This window comes from Mycoplasmopsis fermentans PG18, from assembly GCF_000209735.1.
Taxonomy (GTDB): domain Bacteria; phylum Bacillota_I; class Bacilli_A; order Mycoplasmatales; family Metamycoplasmataceae; genus Mycoplasmopsis; species Mycoplasmopsis fermentans.
Genome location: NC_021002.1, coordinates 878,132 through 890,720, shown reverse-complemented (window position 1 = coordinate 890,720; position 12,589 = coordinate 878,132). Strand labels below are relative to the sequence as shown.

Genomic DNA, 12,589 nt, shown 5'->3' with positions numbered 1-12,589 from the left:
GTAACAATGCTATGAAAACAAGAGTTCGTAAAGCAATTAGAGTAGCTAGAGAAGCAATTTTAGCTAAAGATAAAAACGCTCAAGAGTTAGTTAATAAAGCTCACTCAATTATTGCTACAGCTGTTCAAAAAGGTGTTTTCCACCCAAATAAAGGTGCAAGAAAATCATCTCGTTTAGACAAATTTGTTAACGAACAAAATGCTAAAAAAGATGCATAATTAGCTTCTGAACTATAAATTAAAAAACCAGAAACTTCTGGTTTTTTGTTTGCTTTAATCATTAAGCTTTATATTTAAGTCCAAGTGCTTTAAGCATTGGCATTAAGAAGAAATTAAATGGTTTGTTAAAGTGAGGCAAGAAGAAGACGTCAGTTAAAGCACATTCAGGAAGAGTCAATTTTCTTTGAAGTGCTAAACCAAACATGTAAATAACTTCTGTATGATTTACTTGACCTCATGATCCGATTTGAACACCTAAAATTTGTAATGTTTTCTTGTCAAAAATAATTTTGCATCCAACTTTTTCACTTTTACCAGCAAATTCGCAGCGGTCATTGTCTTCAAAATATTCACTAGCTACATCAAATCCATGAGCTCTAGCTGCATCTTCATTAAATCCTGTTGCAGCATAGTGACAACCAAAAACATTAATAGCATTTGTTCCTACTACTCCTGGAAATGGCACTTTAAGTCCAGCTAAATTTAATGCAGCTACAATACCTGTTTTAACTGCATTAGTTGCTAAAGCTACGTGTTCATATGTGTTGCTTACACAGTGTTTTAATGCTGCAGAATCACCTAAAACATAGATGTTTTCGTCAGAAATTGATTGTTGGAATTCATTAACTTTAATTGCTCCATTAGGTAATTTTTCAACATCATTCAATACATATGTTCTAGGTTTGAAACCTACTGACATAATTACAAGATCTGCATCATATTTACTTTTATCTGTAATAACTTGTGATACATGTTTTCCATCTTTTGATTTGAATTCAACAACTTTTTCTCCAAGAGCAAGTTTAACACCTTCTTTTTTCATGTTTTTTTGCATGATGTCTGTAAATTCACCATCTAAGTATCCCGGAACAACACGATCAGCTAAGTCAATTAAAGTAACTTTTTTGCCTTTATTGTGAAATGCTTCTACTAATTCAATTCCAATATATCCAGCACCGACAACTACAACATTTTGAATCTTTTTATCATTTGCTTTTTTAACTAAAACTTGAGCATGTTGATATAGTTTTGATAAAAGAATGTTGTCTAATTCAATGCCTGGAATCTTTGGTTCAATAGGTCATGTACCACCTGCAAAAACCAATTTATCATATGTGTCTTTAAAGGTTTTACCACTATCTAAATCTTGAACTGTAACTTCTTTTTTCTTTCTATCAATTTCGATAACTTCATGTGAAGTTTTTAAATTTACTCCATATTCTTTTTGCAAAATATTTGGTGAAGAATAAAATAATCCATCTGGTTGTTTAGCTTTTCCACCTACTCAAATTGCAATACCACAACCTAAAAATGATGTGTTTGTATTACGGTCATAAGCTGTAATTTCTGCTTTAGGATTTACAGTTTTTAATGTTCTTAAAAAGCTGGTCCCTGCATGGTTTGCACCAATGACAATAATTTTCATATTTCCTCTTTTCTGTAATAAAAATTTGTATTTGTACATTTTTATTTTATTTAAAAATGTTTTGTTTTAAGTGTAATATGAAAAAAATATTTTTTTACCATAGTTTTATTATTAATAAAAAAACTTGCATTTTTTGCAAGTTAATTTGTATTAAATTTAATGATTATTAAAAGATTTGAGCAACATTTGTTAAGCTAAGTAACACTAATATATCAAGAATTAAGATAATTAACAACACTGCTGCAGCAATACCAACACCTACTCAAATTCCTTTGTCTGATTTTCGTTGAACAGGGTAGAATTGAGTACCATCATACATACCTGTTGGGTATCCATAGTTAGCTTCATATGGAGTTAATTGCCCATAGGCTTCAGGTTGTACTAAATATCCGCCTTCTGTTCCATAAGGATCTGCCATAATTGTTTCACTTTGTACATATGGATTTCCATAAGGGTCCATTGCTGGCTGTGCATTTAGATCAATTGGGTTTCCATATGGATCGTATTGAACTTCAGCATTTGGATCATAAGCTGGTTGTTCTGCTGTTGCAGCTGCTTCTGCTTTAACTTCTTCAATTTTCTTTTCAGCTTCTTCACGTACTGCGTTGATTTCTTGATCTTTTTGGTTTTTAATAGCTTCAATTTCTTCTTCAACTTTCATGAAGTCGAATTTTTTGTTTTCTAATTGTTCTTTTAAGCTATTGATTGTTTCATCTGAAGCATTTTTTTGGTCTTCAAGTTCTTTAATTTTAAGTTCAAGAGATGCTTTGATAGCGTTAAGGTCAACATATGATGATTGACTACGTTTTTTCATTTCAAGATCTGCTGGGAAGTATGTAGCAGGATCTGAAATTAATACAAAGTCAATTTCTGGAATTCTTTTAGCTAAAGCCGATTTGTAAGGTTCTCTTGAAAGATATGATGGGTGAATACTAAATTCTTCACAAATACCGTTATATGTTTCACCACCATCAAAACCTGAAACTTTAGGAATTGATAATAATTTTTTAGAATCTTTGTCTTTTGGATTTTCTGATTCTAATACTGCTAATTGTCCACCAAAAATACCTTCGTTATTTTGAAATCAAATGTAAACTTCATCTCCAAAGTTCAAGAATCAGTCTACAGCATCTTGACGTGTTTTAAATTTTGCAAGCCCTTCTTTAATTTTAGGGTGTTTAAGAAGTCATGGATATGTTTCATCTTCTTTAGGTTTTCATAAAAGATTAAGTCTTTTCATAATTTATTTCCTCGCTTGTCCTAATAATCTATATATTAAGTATTTGAATTATAATTAATTATTTAAATTTTGTACAAATTTTTATAAAAAAAATAGTAAATTCAGCATATTTTGACACTTTTTGCACTAAAAAAGCACTTTCTTTATTGAAAATGCCTTTAATTTTTAAAATCTATTCCAAGTAAATTTAGTCCATTATCAAATACATTTTTGACAGCTTCTAAAATTGGATAGAAGTTTCTATAATCTTTTTTAAGTTTATCTTTTAGATTTTGATTTATCAAATAACACATTTCTTTTAGATATTTTGTTAAGTAAAAAGGATTTAAAGTTTTGATTACTTTTCTTAAAACATAAGGAAAATAATCAAGCCTTAAAATAAGTTTGCTTAAAAAATTGTTTTGATTCATTTTGTTACAATAACATTTATTGTTTTTTGATTCATCTAATAATTTATTTATTTTATTATAAGTATTTAATATGAAATCGAAATTATGACTAATTTTCTTTTGATTTAAAATTTCCTTTTCAATTGTTATTTGATGTTTAGTACTCTTTTCTAAAAAGAAAAATTTGATTTCATTTAAATTAACTTTTTTTACTAATTCATCTATAAAAATGACGTTTTGGTTTTTTTCTGTCATACTTTTAACTTCATTATTTTCTTTAATTTGGAAGTTTTCACAAAAGGCAATATCAATATTATTATTGTAAGCATTTAAGAATTTTAAAGCAGAAATTAAAGAGTGTGAATATTGAGTATGGTTAGCATCTAAAATGTCAATAATTCAGTCTGCTCTTTTTAATTTTTCAAGATGATAAATTATGTCTAATAATAAATATGAACTCGTGCCATTTCTATGAACAAGAATGCGTTCTTTACTATCATCAAGATTTGTATTAAGTATTAAATTTGAATCATTATCATAAATAAAAGGTGACAATAATTCTAATACTTTGTCAATCTTTTCTTTGACCAAAATGTCTTCAAAATAGCTCACTATGTCAAAAAAGACACCTAAATTTTTAAGTTGTTTTTTGGATTTATTTAAGAAATAAAAAACAATTGCCAAATCAAATTTATTTCTTTTAATTGTGTCATTTATGTCTAAATAAAGATCACCATTTTGTGCTTTAATATTCTTTGCACATTCTAAAATATCCTTGTCAACTTTAATAGAATTGTCATTTAATTCAAACAAGTTAACATATTGTTCATGAACAATTTGGCTTACTTTTTCCATTTTCTTTAAACCTGGATAAACTAAAAATTCTCGAGTAACTTGATAACCTAAGTATTCTAAAATTCTTGCTATAGTTTCTCCAACTAAAGCATTTCTAGCATTCATCAAAGTTAAAGAATTAAGTGGCGAAGCTGAAGTATATTCAATATTAACTTTAATATTATTTTTCTTTTCTTGTCCATATTTATAAGCTTTCTTAATAACTTCATTAACCACTGAAACTAAATCTTTTTCATTCAAAACAATATGTAAAAGCCCATAACGATCAATTGTCACATCTTTAACCATTGAATCTTTGATTAATCTCTTTTTAATTTCTTCTGCTAATTCAATATAAGGAATAAAACTAAATTTTTTAAGTTGAAAAACAATATCGCATTCAATATGGTTAATATTATTGTTATGGCCCTTAGTTTTACGAGCCATTTTTAGTGAAAACTTCTTTTCACCATCAAGAAACTTAAAAGAACTGAAAATCTTGTTTTCAGCTTTTAGTTCATTTACTATGTTTTTAATTAACTTGTTCAATTTATGAACTATAACCATATTGCTCCCTGAATATATCTTTAAATATATTTATTTGTATTTAATATTTTAACTTATTTATTATAATTTAACAAATGTTAAAAATTTATGTCTGCGGTCCAACTGTTTATAATGATCTACATATTGGAAATATGGTTCCAATATTAACTTTTGATTTAATGCTAAAAGCTAGACGAGTTTTAGGAGAAAAATTCACTTTTGTTCACAATATTACTGATATTGATGACAAAATAATCAATCGTGCTAGAGAGCTAAATATAAGCGAAAAAGAATTAAGTCAAAAATATACTAAAGACTACTTGAAATTATTAAAAACCTTGGATGTTGACACTATAAGTCATCTTGAAAAAGTTACTGACAATATGGGCTTAATTATTGAATATGTTAATAAGCAAGTTAAAAATAATAATGCTTATATTGACCAAGAAGGTAATGTTTGATTTGATGTTAAAAAGTTTGAAAATCATTATGGTCAAGTAGCAAATTTAAATCTTGACAAAATGATTTTTGAAGAGCAAAATAATAACAAAAAATTTGAAGCAGATTTTGCGCTTTGAAAGAAAACTAATGTTGGAATTCAATTTGATTCACCTTTTTCAAAAGGTCGCCCAGGCTGACATACTGAATGTGCGGTTTTGATTAATAAACACTTTAAAAACAAAGGTTTAGATATTCATGGAGGCGGAATGGATTTAACTTTTCCTCATCATGAAAATGAAAATATTCAACACTTTGCTTTATATAATCAAGACATAACTAAAGAATGAATTCGTTGTGGACAAATTAATTATGAGGGCGAAAAAATGTCAAAATCTTTAGGCAATGTTATTCTTGCAAAAGACTTTTTAAAAGAACATGATCGCGAAATTTTGAAGTTGATTATTTTGAGTTCAAAAATTTCAGCTCCAATTAATGTGACAAATGAATTAATTGAAAATATGTATGTTATTTTGAATAAATACAAAAAATTAATTTTTAAATTCTTTATTAATTTTAAAAATATTGACAAATCAAAAATTAATAAAAATGAAGAATTTATTAAGATAATGAATTCTTTAAAAATAGGCGATTTTTCTGATTTTAATTATTTATTAAATGAACAAATTAAAGAATTCAATAAAACCAAAAATATAAAAAATGCAGAAATAATTTTTAATACTTTAAAAGTTATCCACCCTCAATTAACAATTAAAGCTAACTATAACAAAGCTTTCGAGCTTTTTGACCAATGACGCTGTTTTATAGACAAAAAAGAATATAAACAAGCTGATAAAATTAGAAAAAAATTAATGAAATTAGGAGTTTATTAACATTTTTTGAATTACTATTTTTTAGGAAAAATTGAGGTGCTAAATATGGAAAAATTATATGTGTGTGGTAGAAATTCAGTTGAAGATGCTTTAAAAGTAAACTTGCCAATTGAAACAATTTATGTCAACTCATTTCAACTCGCACAAAAATTAAAACAAATTACCAAAGCAAAAATAGAAATGAAGGATAATTCATTTTTTGCTAACTATCGTAATGATAACCATCAAGGTGTCATTGCTATTTTAAGAGACTTCCCTATTTATGATCTTGAAACAATTAAAAAAGATAATCCTGAAAATGTTTTAGTTTTAGACCACATTCAAGACCCTCATAATTTAGGTGCAATCATTAGAACTGCTAATACTTGCGGAATTAAGCATCTTATTATTAGTAAAGAAAGATCAGCTAATATTACTTCAACAGTTTTAAAAGTTAGCTCAGGTGGTTTTGTTAATATGAAAATAATTAAAGTTAATAGTATTAGTGCTACCTTAACAAAACTTAAAAAATGAAACTATTGAATTTATGTTTCAGCTTTAGATGAAACTGCTCAAAAAGTAAATCAAGTTACTTTTAATAAACCAAGTGTTTTAGTAGTTGGCAATGAAGGAGATGGTGTTAGCAAATCAACTCTAAATGAAGCTGACCAAGTGATTTACATTCCTCAAAAAGGAAGTGTTCAATCAATGAATGTTTCAGTTGCAACTGGTATTTTGTTATATGAATTAACAAAGGACTAACATGAAATATTTACAAAAATTTTTAGACTTACATCAAACACCCACGCAATAGTTTGATGAATTTTTACATAGCTTAAAAGACAATCAATTGATTATGATATTGGATTATTTTTACAAAAATGAATTTATCAAAAATATCAAAAGCACTTTAATTAGATTTCCTTATATTCCATTAGAAGCTGAAGATATTTATATTGAATTTTTGCAAACCTATTTAGAAGAAGTTAAAAAGTATAATTCAACTGACAAAAATGTTAAATTTTTAAATTTCTTTTTAAATATCTCCAAATTTTACACATTAAATAAAATTAGATATTGGCTTAGAAAAAAAAGAATTCATAACTCACTTATGACTTCAACTGATGAATTGTTATATGTTTTAGATGAGCATTCTGAAGAACAAATTGAACAAAGAATTAATCAAATTGATACTGAAAACTTTTATCATTTATTAACTGACAAAGATAAAAATATAATTAAAATATTGCAAAATAGTATCAATCAAAAGGACAAATTGATTACACCTAGTAAACTAAAAGAATTTAAAACTAAATTTTTAACTAAATTTAATAATTATTTTCATTTTGCCCATTAAAAATGTTTATTAAATATTAATAAAAGAAGCAAAAATAAGTTATAAAATAAAATTTGCTTTTTTTTAATTATTCTTTATAATTTAGATTATGCAAAAAAGAAAAGTGACTCTTTCTTGTGAAAATTGCCAAAAACTTAACTATTCAACAAATAAAAGTTTAAGCAATCCTAAAAGAATAGAGATTAAAAAATTTTGTCCAAACTGTAGAATGCACACAATACACAAAGAGGAAAAATAATGAAAAAGGAAAAAGAAGTCAAAACTAAAAAACCTAAAAAGTATCTATTCAGACGTTTTGTAAAAGAAATGAAAAGAGTTAGATGACCTTCTGTAAGAAAGAATTGAATTTCTTTTGCTCAAATAGTTATTTTTACATTGATATTTACATTGTGTGCTGTTTTACTTGGCGTTCTTTTCTCACTTATTCTTACTAAAGCAGGAGTTAAATAATTGGAGGATATAATGGATAAGAACTTTCAATGATATATGATTAGTACAGTTTCTGGAAAAGAAGATAAGGTTGTTGAAGCTTTAAAAAATAGAATTATTAGTGAACAAGTTGAAGATTGCTTTAATCATGAAGCAACACCTGAAGGCGCTTTTAAAATTTTCAAAAAACCAACCTTAACACCTAAAGAATTAGAAAAACAAAAAAATGGTGAAGAATACAAAGTTAAATATGTAAACATGTATTCAGGCTACATTTTTATTAATATGGACATGACAGATAGAGCTTGATTTATTGTACGTAATACTCAATATGTAACAGGTTTAATTGGATCATCAGGCCGTGGAGCAAAACCTACTCCAGTTTCACAACACCAAATTGATAAAAGTTTTAAAAAAGAAATCAAATTACAAGAAGACTTTGACAAAGGCGTTACACATACAAAATTCCAAATTGGTGAAATTGTTGAAATTATTGATGGACCTTTCAAGGGTGAACAAGGTAGAGTTTTAGAATGTTCAGAAGCAAATAAAAAAGTAACTGTAGAAATCGAATATTTAGGTAAAAAAACTCCAGCTGATTTTGAATACAAAGAAATTAAAAGTCAAGAATATGAATAATTTTTTAACTAGCAAAGAGCTAGTTATTTTTGACTTATTTAACTATAAAACAATTTAATTGATACAAAAGAGCATAATAAAAAAGCCTAATTAATAGACTTTATTTTAACTTTACATTTTGTTAATTTTAGTTCATGAATGTGGTCAATCATCAGGAATTTTTCCTTTGTTAATAACCACCACGCTAGACGTTTCATTTAAAACATTATCATATTCAAAGCCGCCCATTTCGCCCATGTATTTAGCAATATTTACAATATCAGTAAGCTCATCTCTAAAGTTTTCGCCTTTTAATAAAACAAATTTTCCTCTGTTTTTTAATAAGTGCGCTGCACTTAAATATAAAACTTTAATGCTTGCAACAGCTCGAGCAGTAATAATCTCAAAGTAATTTGTTAATTTAAAAAACTCTTCAACTCTTGAATTAATTATATTGACACTTAAATTAAATCGTGCTTTAACTTTTTCTAAAAAATTGCATCTTTTCTTTTGAGATTCAATAATAGTTAAATTGAACTTATTATCTAATGCAATTAGAATTGGAATTGAAGGAAATCCTGCACCGGCACCTACATCTAATATTTTTTTGTTTTCTAGATTTTCATCATAATGCATCATGTAATTTTCAAAAGCTAAAATAGAATCAAGTATACCTTGTTCAAAAATATCATCTAGTGTTTTAAAACCTGTGATATTCATAACTTGATTTTGATCATAAATCATTTGAGCATATTCTTTTAATATGCTAATTTTTGAAGAATATTTTTCAAGTAAATCTTTTTTAGTAATTTTTCTATAGCTCATTATTTATTTGAAGTAATTTCTTTTGCAAATTGTTGATATAAATGAGAAATAGATTTACCACTAATTGATGATTCAATAACATTAGCTAGGAATCTGTCAAGACTTATTACTTCGAGTTTTTTGAATTTACCATCTCTTAATTCTGCATTTTCAATTGAATCAGTAATAATTACTTTATAAACATTTGGATTATTTTCAAAAATTTCAAATCCTTTTGTAAAAATACCGTGAGTTGCAGCTACAATAATTTTCTTTGCACCGTGTGCTTTTAATGTATCAACTGCTTTTAAAATTGTTCCTCCAGTATCAATGATATCATCAATGATAACTGCATTTTGACCTTCAATATCACCAATAAGTCCTAAAACTTCAGTTTGGTTTGTGCCAATACGACGTTTGTCAATAATACAAATTTTTACATCGTTTGAAATTAATTCAGCAAGTTTTCTTGCTCTAATTGTTCCACCGTGGTCAGGTGAAACAACAGTAAATGATTCATGTGTATTTTTAATAGCTTTTGCTAAAGTATAAGCACCACGCAAATCATCAATAGGAATATTGAAGAAACCTTGAATTGCAGGGTTATGTAAATCAACTGCAATAACTTTGTCAGCACCCGCTGTTTGTAATAAGTCTGCTACTAGTTTTGCACCAATAGGTTGACGTCCACTTGCTTTGTGATCTTGACGTGCATATCCATAGTAACTTAAAGCAACTGTAACACTTTTAACACTTGCTCTTTTAAGCGAGTCAATAAATAAGAATAACTCCATTAAGTTTTCATTAACTGGTCTTGATGTTGAAGCAATAACGAAAACATCTTTTTCTCTAACTGTTTTGTCGCTAACTAACATAACTTCGCCATCAGCAAAAGTTGTTTTAGTAATTCCTGTCAAAGGAACTTTAATAATTTTTGAAATTTTTTCTGCTAATTTCAAGCTATTCGGCATACCAAAAAGCATTACATTTTTTTTATCCATTATATAAATTTCTCCTTAAAATGACTTTTATATTTATATTTTAAACTAAAATTAATTAAAATGAATCTTATGGTAAATTATTGTTGAAAATATCATTTTTAAAAGTTTAAATTTTATTTATAAACCTATAAAAAAGGCTTTTAGCTTTATTTTTAGACTGATTATTAGCTATAAATAAATATGCTTTTTAAAAATGAATATTTTTATATAATTATAAACATGGAAAAAAATATGTTCAATTCGTTGTCTGATATTAAAAATACCTATGACAATTTAGTTAAAAAATTGGATGATCATGAAGTTATCAATAACATCAAGGAATACACAAAAATAAGTAAAGAAGTCAACAAAATTAAGGATATAGCAGAAACCTTTACTAAGTACTTAAATTTACAAAATGACTACAATGATGCAAAAGTAATGATCAATTCAAAAAATGAAGAGGAAGTTCTTTTTGCTAAAAGTATCATTGAAGAAAATGAAGTTAAATTAGCACAACTTGAAGAAGAATTAAAAATTTTAATTCTGCCTAAAGATGAAAACGATGACAAGAATGTTATTATGGAAATTAGAGGTGCAGCAGGCGGTGACGAAGCTAATATTTTTGCTGGCGACTTATTCAAAATGTACACAAAATTTGCAGAAGATTTAAATTTCAAATTAAAAGTTATATCTTCTTCAGCAGCTAGTGTTGGTGGTTTTACTCAAATAGTATTTAGTATTAAGGGTGATAAAGCTTATTCAAAACTTAAGTTTGAAAGTGGAGTGCATCGTGTGCAACGCGTACCTGTAACTGAAAGTGCAGGTAGAATTCATACTTCAACAGCAACAGTTACTGTTATGCCTGAAATTGATGATAGTGTTGATATTGAAATCAAACCACAAGATTTACAAATTGATACATATAGATCATCTGGAGCTGGTGGCCAATCAGTTAATACAACAGACTCAGCGGTTAGAATTACACACTTGCCTACTGGTATAGTTGTTTCATCGCAAGATGAAAGAAGTCAAATAGCAAATAGAGAAACTGCTTTAACAGTTCTTAAAAGTAAGCTTTATGATTTAGAAATTCAAAAGAAACAACAAGAAGAAGCAGGGTATAGAAAACTAGCAGGTCATGGTGATCGGAGCGAAAAAATTAGAACATATAACTATCCACAAGATAGAGTTACAGACCATAGAATTGGATATTCAACAAGTTTAAAACAAGTAATGGAAGGTAAATTATTAACTATTATTGAAGCATTACTAACAGAAGAACAAAATCAAAAAATAAAGGAAAGTGGCTTATAAAATGAATAACGAAGAAACATTAATTTTAGAAAAAAAGCGGTATGGTTTGGAACCTAAAATTACTGAAAAAGAATATGAATTATTAAGGCAAAATTATCCAATTCAATTAATAATGGGCTATGTTGAATACTTAAATACTAGAATTAATTTAAGAGAACAAGTTTTAATTCCAAGATATGAAACTGAAGAAATGGTTGATATTTATCTAAAAGAATTTGCAGCTGAAAATCAAGAAGTTTTAGATCTTTGTTGTGGTTCAGGTTTTATAGGTTTAGCAATTAAGAAAAACTTACGTTCAGCTAAAGTAACTTTAGTAGATATTAGTGATGAAGCTATTAAACAAACCATTGAAAATTCTATAGTAAATTTTGGTTTTAATCATGACTTAAAAATTTACCAAAGTGACTTATTTACTAATGTTAAGGGAAGATTTGATGTTATCATTTCAAATCCACCATATTTAAATTGCAATGACAAAAGTTTAGACTGAAAAGCATTAAGTTTTGAACCTAAAATTGCATTATGTGCACCTGAAGATGGCTGATATTTTTATGATAAAATCTTAAAAAAATACAAGAATTATTTAAAGAAAAACGGTTGATTAATTATGGAAATTAATCCTCAACACATTGAAAAATGAAAACAAATTAAGGGAGCACAAATTAAAAAAGATATCAATGGTAAATATCGCTTTGTATTTATTCAAAATATTTAGCTTTTTTAATTTATAATAAGAACATGGAAAAAAATAAAATTAAAGAAATTGTTATTGCAAGATTAGACAAACTTTCAAAGAAAAAGGTAACTTTTACTTCAACACTCGAAGAATTAAAAATTGATTCATTATCACTTGCTGAATTAATTTACGAAAGTGAAATAGAATTCAAAATTAGAATTGAAGATGAAGTGCTTTTAAAAATTAAAAATGTTAATGATATTATTGATGCAATAGAAAATGCTAAGAAAATTTAATTTTTGTGTATAATTATTTTTAGCTTATTAATAGGAGTATAGTTCAATGGTAGAACAACGGGCTTCAACCCCGTGTGTTGTGGGTTCGAGTCCTGCTACTCCTGCCATATCAGAATGACCTTTTTGCAACATTTGTTGCTTTTTTTATA

15 protein-coding genes and 1 tRNA gene are annotated in these 12,589 nt (G+C 27.0%); 11 read left to right on the top strand and 5 right to left on the bottom strand.

The genetic code is table 4. The features are described from left to right. Nucleotides 1-218: 30S ribosomal protein S20 (gene rpsT / locus MBIO_RS04005; RefSeq protein ID WP_041594257.1), on the top strand; the 218-nt coding region annotated here is incomplete at its 5' end. Nucleotides 219-279: 61 nt separating this feature from the next. Here rpsT and MBIO_RS04000 read toward each other — a convergent pair. The 3 genes from MBIO_RS04000 to argS all read right to left on the bottom strand — a co-directional run bounded on the left by MBIO_RS04000 (nt 280) and on the right by argS (nt 4,674). After that, complete coding sequence (locus MBIO_RS04000) at nt 280-1,644, bottom strand: FAD-dependent oxidoreductase (protein WP_013527152.1); 1,365 nt, start codon at nt 1,642-1,644, stop codon at nt 280-282. 166 nt (nt 1,645-1,810) lie between these two features. Then, on the bottom strand, nt 1,811-2,884 hold the full coding sequence (locus MBIO_RS03995) for an MAG3090 family protein (RefSeq protein ID WP_013354966.1): 1,074 nt from the start codon (nt 2,882-2,884) through the stop codon (nt 1,811-1,813). Between the two features lie 158 nt (nt 2,885-3,042). Next, on the bottom strand, nt 3,043-4,674 hold the full coding sequence (argS, locus tag MBIO_RS03990) for an arginine--tRNA ligase domain-containing protein (protein ID WP_013354967.1): 1,632 nt from the start codon (nt 4,672-4,674) through the stop codon (nt 3,043-3,045). 74 nt (nt 4,675-4,748) lie between these two features. On the opposite strand from argS, the gene MBIO_RS03985 reads away from it, so the two are divergent. The 6 genes from MBIO_RS03985 (at nt 4,749) to nusG (ending at nt 8,388) form a co-directional block, all read left to right on the top strand. Next, nucleotides 4,749-5,984, top strand: coding sequence for a class I tRNA ligase family protein (locus MBIO_RS03985; protein ID WP_013527153.1), 1,236 nt, complete (start codon nt 4,749-4,751; stop codon nt 5,982-5,984). Nucleotides 5,985-6,029: 45 nt separating this feature from the next. After that, a complete protein-coding gene (rlmB, locus tag MBIO_RS03980; protein ID WP_013354969.1) occupies nt 6,030-6,725 on the top strand; it encodes a 23S rRNA (guanosine(2251)-2'-O)-methyltransferase RlmB in 696 nt (231 codons plus the stop codon). Between the two features lie 94 nt (nt 6,726-6,819). Continuing rightward, nucleotides 6,820-7,320: a hypothetical protein gene (locus MBIO_RS03975; RefSeq protein WP_258408938.1), complete on the top strand. Its 501-nt coding sequence runs from the start codon at nt 6,820-6,822 to the stop codon at nt 7,318-7,320. A gap of 88 nt (nt 7,321-7,408) precedes the next feature. Next, nucleotides 7,409-7,558, top strand: coding sequence for a 50S ribosomal protein L33 (gene rpmG, locus MBIO_RS04745; protein ID WP_013354971.1), 150 nt, complete (start codon nt 7,409-7,411; stop codon nt 7,556-7,558). Beyond that, a complete protein-coding gene (gene secE, locus MBIO_RS03970) occupies nt 7,558-7,770 on the top strand; it encodes a preprotein translocase subunit SecE (RefSeq protein ID WP_013354972.1) in 213 nt (70 codons plus the stop codon). The genes rpmG and secE overlap by 1 nt, the downstream gene beginning before the upstream one ends. Before the next feature lie 12 nt (nt 7,771-7,782). Further along, nucleotides 7,783-8,388 carry a transcription termination/antitermination protein NusG gene (gene nusG, locus MBIO_RS03965; RefSeq protein ID WP_013527154.1) on the top strand — a complete coding sequence of 202 codons (606 nt, stop codon included), beginning with the start codon at nt 7,783-7,785 and terminating at the stop codon, nt 8,386-8,388. A gap of 111 nt (nt 8,389-8,499) precedes the next feature. On the opposite strand, the gene rsmG is transcribed toward nusG, so the two are convergent. Together rsmG and MBIO_RS03955 are read right to left on the bottom strand one after the other, a co-directional pair. Then, nucleotides 8,500-9,192: a 16S rRNA (guanine(527)-N(7))-methyltransferase RsmG gene (gene rsmG / locus MBIO_RS03960; protein ID WP_013354974.1), complete on the bottom strand. Its 693-nt coding sequence runs from the start codon at nt 9,190-9,192 to the stop codon at nt 8,500-8,502. Then, entirely contained in the window at nt 9,192-10,172 is a 981-nt protein-coding gene (locus tag MBIO_RS03955) for a ribose-phosphate pyrophosphokinase (RefSeq protein WP_041594256.1), read from the bottom strand. The genes rsmG and MBIO_RS03955 overlap by 1 nt, the downstream gene beginning before the upstream one ends. A 219-nt stretch (nt 10,173-10,391) precedes the next feature. On the opposite strand from MBIO_RS03955, the gene prfA reads away from it, so the two are divergent. The 4 genes from prfA (at nt 10,392) to MBIO_RS03935 (ending at nt 12,547) form a co-directional block, all read left to right on the top strand. Continuing rightward, the gene (prfA, locus tag MBIO_RS03950; RefSeq protein ID WP_013527156.1) at nt 10,392-11,468 is read left to right on the top strand and encodes a peptide chain release factor 1; all 1,077 of its coding nucleotides are present in this window, start codon (nt 10,392-10,394) and stop codon (nt 11,466-11,468) included. 1 nt (nt 11,469) lies between these two features. Next, nucleotides 11,470-12,183, top strand: a complete 714-nt coding sequence (gene prmC, locus MBIO_RS03945) for a peptide chain release factor N(5)-glutamine methyltransferase (protein WP_013527157.1) — start codon at nt 11,470-11,472, stop codon at nt 12,181-12,183. A 23-nt stretch (nt 12,184-12,206) separates the two neighbouring features. Further along, nucleotides 12,207-12,440 carry a phosphopantetheine-binding protein gene (locus tag MBIO_RS03940; protein WP_013354978.1) on the top strand — a complete coding sequence of 78 codons (234 nt, stop codon included), beginning with the start codon at nt 12,207-12,209 and terminating at the stop codon, nt 12,438-12,440. 32 nt (nt 12,441-12,472) lie between these two features. Then, a tRNA-Trp gene (locus MBIO_RS03935) sits at nt 12,473-12,547 on the top strand. The last annotated feature ends 42 nt before the right edge of the window (nt 12,548-12,589 follow it).